At 41.1% G+C, this 19,059-nt stretch carries 14 protein-coding genes; 11 read left to right on the top strand and 3 right to left on the bottom strand.

Features of this window, described 5'->3' with window-relative positions; genetic code table 11:
- The first annotated feature begins 181 nt into the window (after positions 1-181).
- The 7 genes from G631_RS0110620 to G631_RS0110590 all read left to right on the top strand — a co-directional run bounded on the left by G631_RS0110620 (position 182) and on the right by G631_RS0110590 (position 11,236).
- The gene (locus G631_RS0110620; protein ID WP_026489425.1) at positions 182-1,903 is read left to right on the top strand and encodes an extracellular solute-binding protein; all 1,722 of its coding nucleotides are present in this window, start codon (positions 182-184) and stop codon (positions 1,901-1,903) included.
- A 164-nt stretch (positions 1,904-2,067) separates the two neighbouring features.
- The gene (locus G631_RS0110615; protein WP_026489424.1) at positions 2,068-2,892 is read left to right on the top strand and encodes an NUDIX domain-containing protein; all 825 of its coding nucleotides are present in this window, start codon (positions 2,068-2,070) and stop codon (positions 2,890-2,892) included.
- Positions 2,893-3,029: 137 nt separating this feature from the next.
- On the top strand, positions 3,030-4,250 hold the full coding sequence (locus G631_RS0110610) for an SPFH domain-containing protein (RefSeq protein WP_026489423.1): 1,221 nt from the start codon (positions 3,030-3,032) through the stop codon (positions 4,248-4,250).
- Between the two features lie 22 nt (positions 4,251-4,272).
- The gene (locus G631_RS21395) at positions 4,273-5,202 is read left to right on the top strand and encodes a sugar kinase (RefSeq protein WP_026489422.1); all 930 of its coding nucleotides are present in this window, start codon (positions 4,273-4,275) and stop codon (positions 5,200-5,202) included.
- Between the two features lie 7 nt (positions 5,203-5,209).
- Positions 5,210-7,198, top strand: coding sequence for a methyltransferase domain-containing protein (locus G631_RS0110600; RefSeq protein WP_051197139.1), 1,989 nt, complete (start codon positions 5,210-5,212; stop codon positions 7,196-7,198).
- A gap of 111 nt (positions 7,199-7,309) precedes the next feature.
- Complete coding sequence (locus tag G631_RS0110595) at positions 7,310-9,433, top strand: glycoside hydrolase family 3 C-terminal domain-containing protein (RefSeq protein WP_026489420.1); 2,124 nt, start codon at positions 7,310-7,312, stop codon at positions 9,431-9,433.
- Positions 9,434-9,757: 324 nt separating this feature from the next.
- Positions 9,758-11,236, top strand: coding sequence for an L-fucose/L-arabinose isomerase family protein (locus tag G631_RS0110590; protein ID WP_026489419.1), 1,479 nt, complete (start codon positions 9,758-9,760; stop codon positions 11,234-11,236).
- A 66-nt stretch (positions 11,237-11,302) separates the two neighbouring features.
- On the opposite strand, the gene G631_RS0110585 is transcribed toward G631_RS0110590, so the two are convergent.
- On the bottom strand, positions 11,303-12,154 hold the full coding sequence (locus G631_RS0110585) for a flagellin N-terminal helical domain-containing protein (RefSeq protein ID WP_026489418.1): 852 nt from the start codon (positions 12,152-12,154) through the stop codon (positions 11,303-11,305).
- Between the two features lie 324 nt (positions 12,155-12,478).
- On the opposite strand from G631_RS0110585, the gene G631_RS0110580 reads away from it, so the two are divergent.
- Complete coding sequence (locus G631_RS0110580; RefSeq protein ID WP_026489417.1) at positions 12,479-13,441, top strand: D-2-hydroxyacid dehydrogenase; 963 nt, start codon at positions 12,479-12,481, stop codon at positions 13,439-13,441.
- A 14-nt stretch (positions 13,442-13,455) separates the two neighbouring features.
- Here the strand turns inward: G631_RS0110580 and G631_RS0110575 are convergent, their stop codons facing one another.
- Positions 13,456-14,508, bottom strand: coding sequence for an alpha/beta hydrolase (locus tag G631_RS0110575; protein ID WP_026489416.1), 1,053 nt, complete (start codon positions 14,506-14,508; stop codon positions 13,456-13,458).
- 246 nt (positions 14,509-14,754) lie between these two features.
- Between G631_RS0110575 and G631_RS0110570 the strand changes: the two genes are divergently transcribed.
- The 3 genes from G631_RS0110570 to G631_RS20265 all read left to right on the top strand — a co-directional run bounded on the left by G631_RS0110570 (position 14,755) and on the right by G631_RS20265 (position 16,942).
- Entirely contained in the window at positions 14,755-15,315 is a 561-nt protein-coding gene (locus G631_RS0110570; protein WP_026489415.1) for a helix-turn-helix domain-containing protein, read from the top strand.
- Positions 15,308-16,012 carry a DUF6036 family nucleotidyltransferase gene (locus G631_RS0110565; RefSeq protein ID WP_026489414.1) on the top strand — a complete coding sequence of 235 codons (705 nt, stop codon included), beginning with the start codon at positions 15,308-15,310 and terminating at the stop codon, positions 16,010-16,012. The genes G631_RS0110570 and G631_RS0110565 overlap by 8 nt, the downstream gene beginning before the upstream one ends.
- A 390-nt stretch (positions 16,013-16,402) precedes the next feature.
- Positions 16,403-16,942 (top strand): helix-turn-helix domain-containing protein, encoded by a 540-nt coding sequence (locus G631_RS20265; protein ID WP_051197138.1) that lies wholly within the window; start codon positions 16,403-16,405, stop codon positions 16,940-16,942.
- 159 nt (positions 16,943-17,101) lie between these two features.
- Here G631_RS20265 and G631_RS0110550 read toward each other — a convergent pair whose 3' ends face one another.
- Positions 17,102-18,685 (bottom strand): RICIN domain-containing protein, encoded by a 1,584-nt coding sequence (locus G631_RS0110550; protein ID WP_026489413.1) that lies wholly within the window; start codon positions 18,683-18,685, stop codon positions 17,102-17,104.
- Positions 18,686-19,059: the final 374 nt, after the last annotated feature.

The following is a 19,059-nucleotide window of genomic DNA, read 5'->3' as shown; positions in this document are numbered from 1 at the left end:
TGAGTTTTCCACAAATGCATGTACTGGAGTGAGTTTAGCTCTATGGAGACGAGACAATTCCTCTGAATTGGCTCGTCGGAATGCCCAGAGCTACCGATCTACAGTACATGCATTGCGGAAAACGGTGTTCATGGTACCAATCCCGTGGTGGGAAAAAGTATATAAAAATGGAGGTATAGTTATGAAGAAAAAGGTATTATCCATGTTTCTTGCATCTGCAATGGCACTTTCAGTAGTAGCCTGCGGATCATCAAACGGGGGCGCTGACACAACAGCATCAAATGAAACAGCTCCTGCACAGGAGACTAAAGAAGAGGCTCCAGCAGCTGAAACACCAACTGAGCCAGAGACTTCTTCAGAACTTACAGATGGTAAGTTTGCTGAGACAAGAAAAATCACAGTTGAGATCTACGACAGAGGAAATGACGGCGGATCAGATCCTGAGAACAACATGTACACAGAGTACATCAAGAAGGGAATGCTTGAGGAGCACAACGTAGAAGTTACCTTCAAGAAGGTTCCAAGATGGACAGAGGTTGATGATATCAACAACCTTCTTGCAGCTGGCGAAGCTCCAGACATCTGCGTAACATATTCATATCCTACAGTTCTTACATACGCTCAGATGGGCGGTGTTATCGATCTTAGCGAAATGATCGAGACATACAAGAGTGATCTTCCAAACCTTTGGGGATGGCTTGGCGACACAAATATGCTCTGGGATAAGGATCCTAAGACAGGCGCTGTATGGGCACTTGAAGGAAAGAGAGCAGAGCAGCAGAGAATTGTTACTTTCGTTCGTCAGGACTGGCTCGATAAGCTTAACTTAAAGGCTCCTACAACAACTCAGGAGTTTGAAGATATGCTTGTAGCATTCAGAGATAACGCTGATACACTTCTTGGCGCTGATGCTTCCAAGATGGTTCCTTTCTCAACAAGCTATGATATCGGTTGGAGAGCTTCAAATATCATCACTTCATTCATGGATCCAGCTATCACAGATAAAGAGTACTATATTAACGGATTTGATGACAGAATGGTTACACAGGCTTCTACAAAGGAAGCTGTAAGACTTCTTAACAAGTGGTACAACGACGGCCTCATGTGGAAAGACTTCGCTCTTTATGGAAGCGGAGATACAACTGAGGATGACATGATCAAGGCTGGTTATGTTGGTGCCTTCCAGCACAACTGGGATTATGTATTTAGAAATGGTGAAGATTCAATCAATGCCAACCTTAAGAGAAATGTTGGCGAAGATGCTAAGTTTGTTCCTGTAGATTGCTTCCAGAACTCAGCTAATAAGTATTCTAAGTGGCTTTACAGCTCAGCTGGAGACAGAAAGCTCTTCTTCCCTACAACAAACACAGAGCCTCTTGCTTCACTTCTTTACCTTGACTTCATTTCACAGCCAGATACAATCAAGTATCTCCAGGCTGGTGAAGAGGGTGTTACACATGAAGTTCTTGATTCTGGTGCTATCCAGATCATTGCAGCAACAGGCGATGCAATCCAGAACTCTGGTAAGAACATTGACTACACAATCACATGTAACGGAACATACTTTGGTGATGAGAAACTTGCAGCTCTTTCACTTGCATATGGTTATGCAGAAGCTGATCCTGAGCTTGTAGATCAGGCTAACAAGATTGCTATGGCAGATGGTCTTGAGCCAAAGAATGTTAACGTTGGTGAGATCACAGCAGAAGCTGGTGTTGGTGATACTCTTTCATCAAAGAGAGATCAGGTTTATGACAACGCAGTCGTTGCTTCTGTAGATAGCTTTGACTCAACATGGGATAGCTTCCTTTCAGATTACCTCTCAGCAGGTGGACAGGCAATCATTGATGAGCGTACTCAGAAGTGGGCAGAGTACTTCGGCGATGCTGATATGCTCCCATAATGAATTGTTAATACTGACAGATTATAAAAAGCGCGGCCTTTTTTGGCCGCGCTTTTTTGAGCTGTTTCTACGCGAGTAATTCTTGGTAGATAATCTGTCTACATGGTAAAATGTATTACATGATATAAAAAAGTGAGATTTATACCTATCATGGAGCGAGATGCATGACAAGTAAAAAGGATAAAAACGGGTTAACTGAAAAAGAATTCCTTCGAAATTACAGGGCTGATGACTATGAAAAACCTTCTGTATCTACTGATATTCTTGTTCTTGGGACAAGTCCTGATCTTAAAAATATGAGAATTCTTCTGGTAAAAAGAGATGAGCATCCGTTTCTTGATATGTGGTCACTTCCTGGAGGATTTGTCCATCAGGATGAAACTGCTTATCAGGCAGCAGCGAGAGTTCTTTCTCGAAAAGCCGGCCTTGAAAATACATACCTTGATCAGATCTATACCTTTACAAGGCCTGGAAGAGATCCCAGGACCTGGGTTATGAGTATAGCTTATCTGGCACTTGTTTCGGATGTCCGGGATGAAGTAGTGGATGGGACTTATAAGACTATGGATTCGGCGTGGTTTGATATGATTATCAATCAGGACGAGATTAGATTTGTCAATCAGAATAGACATGTGGAAATCAAGTATTCTATAGAGAGTAAGTCTTTTAAAAATGGAAGGATAACCTACGAGAACCTGGTTTCGACGCCAGCTTCCAAGGAGAAGCTTGCATTTGATCATATTGAGATCATCATTGAATCTATTTTAAAGCTCAAGGCTGAATTTGAGCATACAGATTTATCTTTTAACATGATTGGAGAAAAGTTTACACTGCCGGATCTTCAGGCTGTTTATGAGCTTGTTCTTGGCAGAAAGCTTTACAAGACTAACTTTAGGGCACTAGTGGCTCCTAAGATAGAGGCTACATGTGAAAAAAGAAAATCTATTATCAGTAACAAAATGTCAGCAGAATATAGATATATAGGATAGTAAAGATGCGTTTTAGGCCTGATCACTGGAAATGATCAGGTCTTATTTTTTTTCTTGACAAAGTAGTAAAATGCTACTAATATAAAATCAACAAAAGAAAGTAGCAAATAACTACTAATCAAACCGGGAGGCACACTATGAAATTCAAAAAGTTTAAACCAAATGATTATGTAATGGTGATTAAAAATGGAAAGGTTGTCAGAGAGGGACTTGGACTGTCAGTATTATACAATGACCTTACAACCAGTATCATGGTTGCGCCATCTACAGCGTTTGATGGTGCATTCGCTTTTGATGACGTGGTAACAAGTGATTACCAGAGCGTATGTGTTCAGGGTGTTACTACATATATGATCACGGATTATAACAAGGCAGCCAAGATGCTTGATTTTGCGTATCAGCCTCCCATCCAGACAGATGACAAGATTGCAGAGCAGATGGCTCTTTTGGAAAAGAGAATCAACAACATCATCAAAGCTATCGTGATCAGAGAAGTTAGCAAGAAGGATGTTCGTACAATAATCAGACTTGCAGATGAGATGGCAGAGACAATAGAGACAGCGCTTACAAGTGATGAGTCTATAGCCAAACTTGGTGTTAGCATAGTTGCGATAAACATCCTGGGAATAAATCCTAAAGCGGAGACCAGAAAGGCTCTGGAGGCAGCAGCCAGGGAGCAGATCTTAAAGGAGCAGGACGATGCAATTTATATGCGTAGAAATGCTGCTATTGAACAGGAACGCGTTATCAAGGAAAATGAGATCAATACAGAGATCAAGGTAGCTGAAAAAGAGAAAGAGAAGGAAGAAAAAGAGCAGGAGATGAGACAGTACGTGCTGCGCTGCGACCTGGATATGAAGAAGGAGCAGGAGGAAAGAGAGCAGGAGATGCGCCTTAAGGCTCTTAGAAGCGAACTTGCCATGAATACCGAGAAACAGGAAAAGGAATTTGCCCTTAAAGAGATGGCAGCTGCCAAGAAACTTCAGATTGAAAATAAGGAAATGCTGGGTAAGATAGAACTTGAGAAGAAGAACAGTGAATACACTGCTCTGGAAGTTGAAAATGAAAAGGCTAAGGCAGATCAGCAGGCATATGCACTGGCAGGAATTGTTAAGGCATATAATCAGCTCAACGTGGCTCTTGTTGAAGCTTGCGCAATGGCTCAGATGGATCCTGCTACACTTATGGCTAAGGCATTCATGAACATTGGTGACAACGCAGACAAGATTGGAACAATCAACTTTACGCCAGATTTATTGCAGACATTAACTGGAGGAATCGCAAGGGAAACTGCAGGTCTGACAGCAGATAAAGTGAAGGATGCAGCAAATGCTGTGCTGGGACAGAAAAAGAAATAAGCAAGCAGGAGATACTTAAATTATGGACAGAGGGATGAATAAGGTAGTTCTCATAAAGCGCCGAACCAGGTATGAGGAACTGAAAAGAAGATATAATACCGTAGAACAGGCCAGGTTCTACATTGAACATCTGGGAGCAGATTTCTCTGATTATGAAACAGAGGATAAAAACTATAACGCGGCTCTTGAAAGCGTGAGAAACCTTGTTCGCCCAATGGCCAGACTTCAGGAAATAGATAGGGAATACCTGCCCAATATGATATTTGGCAAGGATGACATAGTTATCGCAGTTGGCCAGGATGGACTCGTAGCCAATGCCATGAAATATCTGGATGGACAGCCTCTGATCGGAGTTAACCCAGATCCTGCCAGATGGGATGGAGTTCTTTTACCATTTGAAACAGGGGATATTAAGGGTATTTTACCCAAGGTTATTGATGGAAGCTTTGATGCAAAAAGTGTTACAATGGGTAAAGTGGAATCAAAGGATGGCCAGGTCCTATACGCGGTTAATGACTTTTTTATCGGCGTATCCAACCACACATCTGCAAGATACCACATTAACTACCGTGATCAGGTTGAAAATCAGTCCTCATCAGGGATTATCATTTCTACTGGATTTGGAATGACTGGTTGGCACAAATCAGTTATGGCGGAATTTAGAGGAATGGCCAGGGCTTTTGGCATGGGGAGTGTTCCGGAACCATCATATGATTGGGGAGCAAGGCAATTGACATTTCAGGTAAGAGAGCCTTATCCTAGCAGATTTACTCAGGCAGATATTGTTTATGGACAGATTGGCGGAGACGAGAAGCTGATCGTTACTTCTGACATGAGTGAAAACGGCGTAGTCTTTTCAGATGGTATTATCGATGACACAATTGATTTCAATGCTGGTATGGAGATCAAGATTGGTGTCTCGGACCGTATTGGAAGGCTCGTGACCGGTTAGGAGTCATATGTCAGCAAGTTTTGATAAGTTTTTTGACCAGGATGGAAATATAAGAGAAGGGGTTCTTACAGGCAATACATGGCTTAAGCTTTTGACAGATACAGATAATGTATATGTTAATGCTGAGCGACTTGACAGTATTGGAAGTCTTTCTGGTAAAGAGACTTTAATGTATGTTATGCGCACTTTGGACATTCTTGATGAGATATCTTCAGAAAAAGAGCTTACCAAGCAGGAAAAGGATGTGATCGAAACAGTTCTTAAATGGTCTGAGGTTGCCAAGGGCGGTTTGTCCAAAGAGAGAAATGAATGGAGGAAAAAGGGTTATCCAATAGATATCCACAATATAGCCTCCGCTGAAATATATAAAGATGAAACAGGAGATGATGGCCTTATCTATACACTGATCAAGACTCATGGAGTTATTGGTCAGTGTATTCGCGGTGAGATCTCTGTTTCTGCAAACAAAGAGCTTCTTGCATATCGAAAGTATAATGCTCTCGATATGAAGAGGCTCTTACTTGTGCTCAACGAATGCATCATAAGGGCTGTTTCAGACAAAATCTGGGATTCAGTAAAAGTTAGTACCAAGTCTCTTATAGACAATATAGTATCCGGAGAACTTACAGAGTTTTCTCCTCAGTACAGGCTTCAGAGACTATGTCCTGGTGAGATGGAATTCTTTGGAAGTGATGTGGACTTTTTTGCAAAAGAGATATTTCCTAAGCATGAGCTGTGGTATTTCGAAGCTGCTCTTTCCAGCTTTGATATGGGACAGATCAGGACAATCCTGACTAATACTGTAAAAGAAATAGAGAGGTCAGGGCAGGAGGTTTTGCATCTTAACTTTAAGCCTCTGGCAGACAGCCTTCTCTATGATTATGAGGGCAAAAAGCATGTAAATGTCTACAAAAAGCGTATTATCGAAAAATATCTTTTGGATTCATCTGTCCAGAATGTGGATATCGACGTGAAGATAGAAAATAAGAGTGCTTTTGTGGATTTCAAGTTCTCAAAGGTCTGCGAAAAACTTATTGAATTCTGCGTAGAAGCAGAGAGGAGCGGCCTTCTTACCTTTGAAAAGAGCATAATTGTTCTCTACGACATGTTTGGCTTTAGAAGAGATGCATTTGACAGGCTCAATAATGAAGATAAGTATCTTATGACTATGAATAATGTTTCTGCAAGCACCAAGGACAGCATCATTGATTATGTCACTGGAGAAAGTGTAGTGGATGTTGGATCAGGCGGTGGAATTCTTCTTGATAAGCTTGAAGGTAAATTCCCTGACAAGCAGATCATAGGAACGGATATATCTACCAATGTCATCGAAACTCTTGATCAGAAGAAACACAGAGAAGGCCACAAATGGAATGTTCTTGTGCACAACTTTGTGGATAGTACCATGGAAAGAGAAGTTGGAAGCATAATCTTTTCATCCATACTTCATGAAATATATTCATATACAGAAGGGACAAATGGGAAATTTGATATAGACAGCGTCAAGCTTGCTCTTAGAAATGCCTACGATAGCCTCGGCAAGGGCGGAAGGATCATTATAAGAGACGGAGTTAAAACAAGTGGTAATGCTGTAAGGAAAATAAGGTTTAAAACAGAGGCAGGACTTGATTTCTTCAAAAATTATGTGAAGGACTTTAAGGGGCTTAAGGACATTCCAGAGGAAAAGAAAGTTCTTTTTATAGATGAGGATAAACTCACGGTTGCAGGCGATATAAACTTTATCAGGGAATTTCTTTTTACATATACATGGGGAACAGAAAGCTATGCTCATGAGGTACAAGAGCAGTTTGGTTATTTCACTCTTGAGCAGTACAGGGATTTTTTCAAAGAGCTTGGAGCAAGGGTGGTAGTAGCAAAAGAGCTTTTGGAGCCAGGTTATCCTGACAATCTTGGACAGTACCTGGATCTTCTTGATGAGAATGGAAATGTGGTGGAATACCCTGCTTCAAACTGCATAATTGTAGCTGAAAAATAAAACGCAAGTATTAAGAGGCATAGGGCAAAAAATGGTAAGAACATCAATCCTCCTTATGTAAAAATAGATAATACGGAAAGTATTATTTTGGAAAACTATGAGGATGAGTTGATGAACAGAGAAGAAGCAAAAAAGCGTGCACAGGAACTCGTTGCTAAGATGACCGTAGAAGAGAAGGCATCTCAGCTTCGCTATGATGCACCAGCTATCGACAGACTTGGAATACCAGCTTATAACTGGTGGAATGAGGCTCTGCACGGTGTTGCAAGAGCAGGTACAGCCACAATGTTTCCACAGGCCATCGGACTTGCAGCAGCATTTGATGAAGAGCTTATGGGCGAAGTTGGCGAGATCATAGCAGAGGAAGCTCGTGCTAAATATAATGAGCAGGCTAAGAGAGAAGACAGAGATATCTACAAAGGTCTTACTTTCTGGGCTCCAAACGTTAACATTTTCAGAGATCCACGCTGGGGCAGAGGCCATGAGACTTATGGTGAGGATCCATTCCTTACAAGCTCTCTTGCTGTTCCTTTTGTTAAGGGAATGCAGGGCGATGGAGAATACATGAAGGCTGCAGCATGTGCCAAGCATTTTGCAGTTCACTCTGGACCTGAGGGCGAGAGACATTTCTTTGACGCCAAGGCAAGCAAGAAGGATCTTGAAGAGACCTACCTTCCAGCTTTTGAAGCCCTTGTAAAAGAGGCTGACGTAGAGGCTGTAATGGGGGCTTATAACAGAACAAATGGCGAGCCATGCTGTGCTAACAAGCCTCTTATGGTGGATAAACTCCGTGGCGAGTGGGGCTTTAAGGGCCACTTTGTATCTGATTGCTGGGCTATCAAGGATTTCCATGAGAACCACAAGGTCACATCAAGTCCTGAGGAGTCTGCTAAGCTCGCTCTTGAAATGGGATGCGATCTTAACTGCGGATGCACATATCAGTCCATTATGAATGGTGTAAGAGCTGGTCTTATAGATGAGAAGTATCTTACTGAGTCTTGCGTAAGACTCTTTACAACAAGATTCCTTCTCGGAATGTTTGATAAGACAGAATTTGATGAGATTCCTTTTGAAAAGGTAGAGTGCAAAGAGCACCTTATTGTTGCAAAGAGAGCAGCAAAAGAGTCAGTAGTTCTTCTTAAGAATGACGGACTTCTTCCTCTTAATAAGGACAACATAAAGACAATCGGTGTAGTTGGACCAAACGCTAACTCCAGATTGTCACTTATAGGTAACTACCATGGAACAGCTTCAAGATATGTAACAGTTCTTGAGGGAATCCAGGACAAGGTAGGAGATGATGTTCGCGTACTCTACTCAGAGGGTTGCGATATCTTCAAGAATAATATAAGTAACCTTGCAGATCCAAATCTTCCAGACAGATTGTCAGAGGCTCAGGCTGTTGCAGACCACTCAGATGTAGTAGTTGTTGTAGTAGGTCTTGATGAGAACCTTGAGGGTGAAGAGGGAGATGCAGGTAACCAGTTTGCATCAGGAGATAAGATCAACCTTAGCCTTCCACTTCCTCAGAGACAGCTCCTTTACACTGTTCTTGAGTGTGGCAAGCCTACAATTGTTATCAACATGGCTGGTAGTGCTATTGATCTTTCTAAAGCTCAGGAGGATGCTAACGCAATTCTTCAGGCCTTCTATCCTGGAGCAAGAGGCGGCGCAGATGTTGCAGATATTCTCTTTGGAGAAGTATCACCATCAGGTAAGCTTCCTGTAACCTTCTACAAGTCAGCTGATGATCTTCCTGACTTCAAGGATTATTCCATGAAGAACAGGACATACAAGTACTTTACAGGCACACCTCTTTATCCATTTGGATATGGTCTTACATACGGCGATTGCTATGTTAAGCCTGACTTCAACTTTAATGTTAAGTATGCTGATGCTAATAAGGCAACAGGTGCAGAGATTACAGTGACAGTTGCTAATGATGGCAAGTTCGATACAGATGAAGTTGTTCAGCTCTACATCAAGGATCTTGATTCTGAGTTTGCAACACTTAATCCAAGCCTTTGCGGATTTAAGAGAGTTCATGTTCCAGCAGGAAAAGAGGTAACAGTTACTCTTTCAATTAATGAGAGAGCCCTTACTTCTGTAGATGAAGAAGGTAAAAGAGCTATCTTTGCCAAGAACTTCAGACTCTATGCAGGTACTCAGCAGCCAGATGCTCGCTCAGAGGAACTTACAGGTCATAAGTGCATAAGCGTGGACTTTACTATTTGACATACCTCAGAGTTAGATCCGCAGGATGATTTTGCTCTAGAGATAACATGTATGTGTTTTGAAATATAACACGTACAACTTACAAGCAATTTGAATAATTTTGTATGCAATTTTTCTACGTTTTGATAGCTTGTAATTTGGATGCCTATGACAGATAATATGTATCGTCAGAAAAAGTATACAAGTGCAAAGTTGTATTTTTTCAACTTGGATATTGGCAGATCTTTTTACAATGCACATGTGTGTATCGACCACTTGGAACGCAAAGTTCTTGGGAGATAAAAGTTTTATGAAGGCGCCTATAGCGCAAGAAAGGGGATTTTTATGATTAACATTCCAGAAGTTAAAATTGGACTTGTTGCAGTAAGCCGTGACTGCTTCCCAGCATCACTTGCTGTCAACAGAAGAAAAGCTTTAGTAGAGGCTTATAAGAAGAACTACAACGACAAGGACGTTTATGAGTGTCCTGTTTGTATCATCGAGAGCGAGACTCAGACACTTGAGGCTCTTGAGGATGTTAAGAAGGCTGGATGTAACGCTCTTTGCGTATACCTTGGAAACTTCGGACCAGAAATTTCTGAGACACTTCTTGCTGAGAAGTTTGACGGACCTGTAATGTTCTGTGCTGCTGCAGAGGAGTCACAGGGCGACCTTATCGATGGCAGAGGAGATGCATACTGCGGTATGCTCAATGCTAGCTACAACCTTCACCTTCGTGGAGTTAAGGCATATATTCCAGAGTATCCAGTAGGAACTGCTGATGAGTGTGCTAAGATGATCAACGAGTTCGTACCTATCGCAAGAGCTCTTGATGGACTTGAAAACCTCAAGGTTATTTCATTCGGACCTCGTCCTATGAACTTCCTTGCTTGTAACGCTCCTATCCAACAGATCTACAACATGGGTGCTGAGATTGAGGAGAACTCAGAGCTTGACCTCTTCGAGTCATTCAACAAGCACGCTGGTGATCCTAGAATTGCAGAAGTTAAGGCTGATATGGAAAAAGACCTTGGCGCTGGCAACAAGAAGCCTGAAATCCTTGAGAAGCTTGCTCAGTACGAGCTTACACTTCTTGACTGGATCGAAGAGCACAGAGGCGGTAAGAAGTATGTTTGTATCGCTGGTAAGTGCTGGCCTGCATTCCAGACACAGTTTGGATTTGTTCCTTGCTATGTAAACTCAAGACTTACAGGAAGAGGAATCCCTGTATCTTGTGAAGTAGATATCTACGGTGCTATTTCAGAGTTCATCGGAACATGCATTTCTGATGATGCTGTAACACTTCTTGATATCAACAACTCTGTACCTGCTGATATGTACGAGCAGTCAATCAAGGGCAAGTTCGATTACAAGCACACAGACACATTCATGGGCTTCCACTGCGGAAACACATGCACAAGCAAGCTTTCAAGCTGCGAGATGAAGTTCCAGAGAATTATGGCTAGAAACCTTCCTGAGGAAGTTACACAGGGAACACTTGAGGGTGATATCATTCCTGGAAACATCACATTCTACAGACTTCAGAGCACATCTGACAATCATCTTAAGGCTTATGTTGCACAGGGCGAAGTTCTTCCTGTTGCTACACAGTCATTCGGTGGTATCGGTGTATTCGCTATTCCAGAGATGGGAAGATTCTACAGACACATTCTCATCCAGCACAACTTCCCTCACCACGGAGCAGTTGCGTTTGGCCACTTCGGAAAGGCTCTTTACGAAGTATTTAAGTATGTTGGAGCAGAGGTTATTGGTTACAACCAGCCAGCTTCTCTTCCATACCCAACAGAGAATCCATTTGCATAATGCGATAAACATAGAAAAGGGATGCAGAAATGCATCCCTTTTTGATATAGGAAAAACCTCCATTTCTTATGACAAAAGAGTTAGAACTCCGGAATTTGACTGATTGGCCTGGGCAAGAACAGATTCTCCAGCTTTAGAGAGAATGCTAAGGTTTGAAAAGTTAAACATCTGCTTAGCCATATCAGTGTCACGGACACTTGATTCTGCAGACTGGGTGTTCTCCATAGTGTTGTCCAGATTCTTTATAGTGTGCTCTAGTCTGTTTTGTATGGAACCATAGTAGGAGCGCATTTCACTGACATTTGTAAGAGCGGATTTGAATTTGTCTATTGCTTCAAGAGAATCCTGTCTTGTCGCCGTATTTACGCCGTCTATGCCAATAGCTTCTGCGGATAAGGAATATCTTTTTATTCCAATTTCATTTTCTGGATCTGTTTCAGAGCCTACCTGAAGATAGATGTCGGGAACTGTAGATTCAGATTCGTGTCCGACCTTTGCGCCATCAGGAGGGAAAATAAGTATTTCGTTGAAAGTAGCCTTATTGGCAATACTTTCAATTTCACTGGAAATTCTTTTAACTTCCTCGTTGATGTAGGATCTGTCATCATCTGTTAATGTATCTGTAGCAGCCTTTACAGAAATCTCATTGCCACGCTGGAGCATGTCATGGACTTCATTTAAAGCGCCATCTGCAATCTGTACAAGGGAAATTCCATCCTGAGCATTGCTGGATGCTTGAGTGAGGCCTCTAACCTGTCTCCTCATTGTTTCAGAAATACCAAGACCAGCCGCATCATCAGCAGACCGGTTAATTTTATAACCCGTCGAAAGTTTTTCTGCTGAGTACCGCTGGGAAACAGTAGTCATGCCATATTGACGATTTGCATTCATTCCAGAAATGTTGTGTTGTATTACCATAGGCTCCATCCTCTTAAAACGACACTCCTTGTCTTTTTTTATATCGGAATAAATATACATTAATCTTAGGACATATTAGTAAAATATATACGAAAAAATAAACAAAATTTCCCAAGTGAATCTGTGCATTATCACGGAGAAATATGGAGGACAGATACGCTTGCAGAGTGATTAATAGTACATAAAAATCAATATTTACACGCATATTCTGCATATGTTATCATTTGAACGCAGGAATACCAGAAATTATATGCAGGCATATGTATAATTATGCATTTCTCTTTTTGATGAGAAACAGAAATCTATTTTTTGAAAGGATGAGATATGAAAATAGTAGTAGCTGATAAAGACAGTGTTGGATCAGATATGGATTATAGCCTTTATGATGAGCTTGGAGAGGTTACTTATTATGATGATAAGATAACTGAGGATAATGCCAAAGAAAGGCTTGCTGGAGCTGAGGTACTTATGATCAATAAAAGTGCCATTACTGATAAAATCCTTGATGATGCCCCGGATTTAAAGCTTATTTGCGAATTTGCAACAGGCTTTGATAATGCAAATATTCCTGCCTGCAACAGGCATGGGGTCAAGGTTGCCAATGTGGTCAATTATTCCACAGCATCTGTAGCGCAGCACACTTTTGCTCTTTTATTCTACCTTATGGAGAGCATGAGACATTATGATGAATTCGTAAAAAGTGGTGACTATGCAAATCAGCCACATTTCTGTTGCCTTGATATTCCATTTCATGAGCTTGATGGTATGACCTACGGAATAGTTGGCATGGGAAATATAGGCAGAAAGGTTGCGCAGATTGCAACAGCCTTTGGAGCCAAGGTTATCTTTTACTCTGCATCTGGTAACAGCACCTGCACAGACTACGAGAGAGTTGAATTCGATGAGCTATTAAGGAGAAGTGATGTCATCTCAATCCATTGTCCACTTAGTGACAGGACTAGAAATCTCTTTAGCGGTGATGTATTTGATAAGATGAAAGATACCGCAATCCTCATAAATGTCGCACGAGGGGCTGTTGTAAGTGAACAGGATCTTGCAGATGCACTTTTAAATAAAAAAATAAAGGCCGCAGGTCTGGATGTATTAAATCCAGAACCCATGGCCAAAGATTCACCTCTTTTGAAGATACAGGATAGCACAAAACTCATAGTAACGCCTCACCTTGCCTGGGCCAGCACAGAGGCCCGTCGCAGATGCCTTGAGGAAGTTAAAAAGAATGTTCAGGCTTACCAGAGGGGTGAAGCAAGAAATATAGTAAATCCATGATCGTAAAGTTTGCATTACTCTTTACTGAATGCAAGCTGAGCAAAATTATAAAAGCCAAGATACCAAATGCGGAAATCATGCTGTCCGTCAAGCTCCTGCCACATGTAGTTCTCACCATCAACAAATTGGTCGCATACAGAGGGCAGTGTCTTGGCTGCGGCAGAATGGCTAGAATAGGCTGTTCTGTCCTGAAGACCGCATATGTTATAAAAATAATAGATTGGATATTCATTGCCTTCAAGAATGCTAGCTGTCTTGGAGGCAATATTGCTTGTTGGGGCAGCTGAGAAAGCTCCAAAATATCCAAACATATCTATGCATTCTCCAATACCGATGTTGATAGTCTGCATACCACCCATGGAAAGCCCGGCAATTGCTCTATGGGCTCTGGCTTCTGAAAGGTCATACCCTTCCTCATAATCAGCATATGTGCTGTAGTGTGAATCTATATATGGAATCAGGTCGTTTCTCAACTCCTGACCAAATACATAGAAAGAATCTATGGCAGATGAACCGTTTTCTGCCTTATAATCACCTGCTCTTCCATTTGGAGTAACTACAATAAAGGACTCTATATCGCCATAATAGGCGAGATTATCCATTATTGCCTTTACTCTGGAAGTGCTCTTATTCATTCCCCATTCATCTTCGTCACCACCAATGCCATGTAACAGGATCATTACATTATATTTTTTATCCTCGCTGTATCCAGCAGGCAAATAAATATTTGCTTCCTTGGTAAATTCATGGCCATCTCCGGCATAATCATGAGCTGTATAGGTAATCCTCTCGATAGTGCCTGCACCTTCATCAGTACGAAGAGCTGTGTATCTTGGAAGGACCATATTTCCAACTTCTGCATGGGCTTCCTGTGGCGCTGTCGTAGAAGAACTGCTGGCATCAGTGTTCACTGAGCTTGCCTCTTCCAATAATATTTCATCTGAAATAGCACTGTCAGCCTCTTCAGAGTAAGATGTCTCTTGTGCAATTGCTTTCTCAATATCATTACCACAACCTGTAAGTAATAATCCCATAACTAATATCCCCGCTAATACCTTATTTTTCATTTTACAAATCCTTCCTGTATATAAGTATTTCAATGATATGTAGTGTAAGGCATTTTGCTAGTTTTCTCTTACCATTTGTTTCTTGGCTCTAGCCATTTATTGCTAAGATTTCATGAGTAAAAATGAATCAGGAAAACACTATAAAATTTCATCCGGGCATAGTGCCCGGATATTTTATAGAATTATATATACGCTTGCGTATATATAATTCTAAGTATATAATAAAGTCAGAAGGAGGATGCGATTATGTACCTTAAGCAATATCTTGAAGACAATAGTATATCTATATATAAAGTTGCGAATAGCGCTCTGGTTGCTTATCCTACGGTCTTTAACATTGTTAATGGGAAGGTGGATATCCTTAACTGCGCTCTTGGTGTTGTGAAAAAGATAGCTGATGCTCTTAACCTCACAATAGATGAGCTTCTTACGCTGTGCGATAAGAATCATTCCTTCAACCTTTTCAGAAGTGAGCAGTGTCATTTGGTAAATCGTATTGGTGAGATAGATTACGTGATCGACCTTTTGGAAAAGAAAAAGATAGATTATTACTGGAAATTGGATATGAAAGCAGAAGCATTTTATCTTCTTGCAATGCTTGATTATCTGAGCAAGCGAAACGACCTTCCAAAGTGTACCGAGTATGAAGAAATCAGGCGATATAAGTTGGAGAAACCGGTCTTTCCCGCTGATACAGAACTATCAGAAAAGCTTTTGGGGAGGGATGCACACCAAGAAGCTTTGAATCACGCAATTCCCGAGTTCCTTAATTTTAATATAGTAGAATGCGAGATTATAAATGAATAACGTTTTATTTACGAAAGATAATATAGACAATCTACTGTTCCAACTTGCAAAAGAGTATAAAAAGATCAATAGAAAGAACACACCTGCAGAAATTGTTATTATAGGTGGAGCTGCTATAGTTTCAAAATATGGCTTCCGGGCTTCTACAACGGATATTGATAGTCTGATTTTTGCCTCTTCTTCAATGAAGGATGCAATAAATACCGTAGGCGACAAAAATGGACTGCCAACAGGTTGGATTAATGAGGAATTCAGGAAAACAAGTTCATACACTGAAAAGATCAGGCAGTATTCTAAGCATTATAAGCTGTTTGCCAATATCCTGGAAGCGAGGATGCTTCCTTCTGAGTATGATGTAGCAATGAAACTTGCGTCATTAAGACCGTACAAATATGATATGTCAGATGCTGTCGGCATCATAAAGTCAGAGAATATTACAAGAGAGCAGATAGAGAAAGCAGTTGTGGATTTTTATGGAGGATTCGAAAAACTGTCCCATCCTGATGAAGCCAAAAAACTTCTTGATAGTATCTTTTCTGCACATAACCTAGATGAGCTATATGACAGTACCAGAACATCAGAATCGGATAACCGGGTAATTCTCAAGGACATCGATGATAATTATCCGAAGCTTCTTAATGAAGGTAATTTGGCAAGCGTGTTAGAGGCTGCAAAAAGGAAGAAAGACAGTAAATAGTAATAGTCTCATGAAATTTTGAGACTATCATGAGACTGAGCTTTTGTTTGAAAAGCAAATACTCACGGGAATGTCATAGAACGGGCATGTGAGCACGAAAAAATTACATACGCTAATCTCGATATAGATGATATCGATTTTGAAGAGCGTGAGTGCATTGTTCTAGGAAAAGGCGATAAAGAATGTATGGTGACTTGTTGACAGTTGAAAAAGCTGTTGATGATATAACCAAGTTTGTAAAAGCAGCAGTGATTGGCAGATAAAAATAGCATTTGGTATCGCCACCATCGGGTTACCGCTTAGTAATTCATTATAAGAAAGAAAAATGAATACGAATCAAGTGAAACACTGAAAAATATAGGTTATACTTGAGTTATGAGAGGTATTCATATGGTTGAGGAAGTTTTAAAATACAGACTAAAAGAGCTAAGAAAATCTCACAACATAACACAGGCGGCTTTGGCAAGCGACATCGGTGTCTCAGAGAGTAGCATTTCCAAATGGGAAAGTGGAAATGCTATCCCAGACATAGAAATGCTCTGCACTTTATCTGAATACTTTGATGTGTCTATCGATGAACTGCTAGATAGAAATGCATTACTTAAACGAAAAATCAGTGACTGGCATTTGCAGAATAAAGAAAAACAACCTTATACAAGCAATACTGAATTATTAGGCTCTCTGATCAATGCTGATGATCTACTTATACAGTTGGTTTTAAAAAAGCTGGAATTAGCTGATGTTATCAGCATTATCGCAGGCTCTTCATATGCTGTTTGTAATAGGATTTTTTCAAATTTATCTCTTAAGGTATCTGGATTTGTCGTAGACCATCTCCCAGAGACTGCCATTGATGAAAATGAGATTATCCGTACAGAAAACAAAGTCTTGGAAATCATCGAAGACATAAAAACAAGGGTATCAAAGTAATACCTTTGTTAACCTTAATAACGCTAAAAATCGGTGATCTTACGGTCACTGATTTTAATAAAATAAAAAAACTTACACACTTAACTTGACACACTCGGTTTTTAAATTTGCTAATATAATAAGGCCTGTATCTCAGATGGATACAGGCCTTTGATAATGTTAGAATCCAACACAGTTGCCCTTTAATGTGGCACCTTTAATGTTATTCTTTCCGTTTTTAGATGTGCAATCCTGGATTACCGCTGTTCCAAAGGTTACCTTTTTGCCAAGCGCAGAAGGTGTTCCTTCCTTTGGCCAGTTAAAGTTGTACTTTTTATTGCTGTCTGCTGTGCACTTTTTCATAGTAACAACTCCGCTCTGGTTATTTCTGTCAAAGCCAGAAGCGTAGTTGCCAACTGCTGAACATCCTTCCAAAACATGATTCAAAGGATCAAGGTGAGCTGCGACGCCAGAGGTCTTGTTGTCAACGCCGCCAAGCTTGAAGCCGTTACCGTCGCCGTAAATACCATCGCAATATCCATTGTAGTTTGCTCTACAGTTCTTAAAAGTCACAGCCCCATGTGCTGCATAGAGATCCCAACCATCATCGCTATTATATTCAGCAACGCAGCCTTCAAAATAGTTGCCGGTTCCTGAATGGAGCTTACAAGCAAATCCGTCTGCATTTTCACCCTTAGGATCTGCATTGTGGTGTGAAGTGCAGTTGTAGAATTTGTTGTTGGAGCCACCGTTACTGATCTGGAAACCTGCATCCTTGTTATAGCAGCAGGTTACATTAGTAAAAGTATTGTTGTTGCCATCGATAAAGATACCGTTGTCAGCAGCATTTTTTACTGTAAAGTTTGAAAGATTGCTGCCACTTCCTGAGATGGTGATTCCTCTTCCAGAGCTTCCGCTTGTGGATGAAAAATCAATTGTGGCATTGTTCTTACCAGTGATATGCACACCGGAAGGAAGTTTTACGGAGCCACTCTTTACAGTACCGTCAATAACAATTGTGGTGCCGCTCTTAGCATTGCTGATAGCAGAAGAAAGAGATGTTCCACCATTCTTAACTGTAATAGTGCTGCCACTTGTGCTTCCTGAACCGCTACCAGAACCTGAACCGCTACCAGAACCTGAACCGCTGCCAGGGCCTGATCCAGAACCTGAACCGCTACCGGAACCACCTCCGGAGCCTGATCCGTTAGAGCAAGCTTCGAATTTGAACTGCTGATAGGTGTTTTTCCTGTTGTACTTCCAGGTAACAATGTTGGCGCCAGCATCTACTGATGCGTTATATACGCTTACAGCCTGTTTTTCAGAGCCACATTTGCTCTTAAGAGCTACAACTCCGTCAGAAATCTTAACTACCTTAAAAATCTGTGAATCCTTGCCATTAGCTGGCCAGATCTGAATGTTAGTACCGTCTGCTGATTTGCCCCCGTTTACGTCAAGCATACGACCACCGTTCATTCCACTTTTGATTGTGATATAGTTGCTGCCAAGGTTTGTAACATACCACTTCTGGCAACTATTTCCATTTCCTGTCCACTGCTGGACATTTGCCCCGTTTGCGTCGGAAGCATTAGCAACATCAACATACATCTGGCTGTTGATGTTCTTAATGTAGTACCAACCATCAGAAATGATGTTGGATGCGGCTTCTACCTGAAGCGTAGGAGCTGCGAATGTGGAAGATGCCACAATTACAGATGCTGTTGTTATAGCCATAACAACCTTTTTGATCAGCTTTTTGAACATACCTTCTTGTCCTCCCTTATTAAGTTAAGTATAGTTTTGCCTCCACAAGCTAAAACATGAGAAAATCATAACACGCATGAATACTGGATGTAAACGCTTTCATAAACGTAAAAATGTATGAAAATGCGCACTTTCTTTTGGTGATAATTACAATAATCGTAATAATTGGGAATGAACTACCCTCACCGGCTCCACGTCGGAAAGGGTTTCTGTTATGCCGCATGGCGGCATGAACCTGTAGGATGCTCTATGCAGCCTGCAGAACAGGGCATGTCCACTATGCCCCTATCCCATTGGCTTACCTTTGGGAATACTTTCCTTAAGATGTTTGCAGCTCCATTTATGTCTGCATTTGTTATTGTACCATCGTAGTG

The sequence above is a fragment of the Butyrivibrio sp. XBB1001 genome (assembly GCF_000424505.1).
GTDB lineage: Bacteria > Bacillota > Clostridia > Lachnospirales > Lachnospiraceae > Butyrivibrio.
The sequence above is the reverse complement of the archived record's forward strand: the minus strand, read 5'-3'. Positions and strand labels throughout refer to the sequence as shown.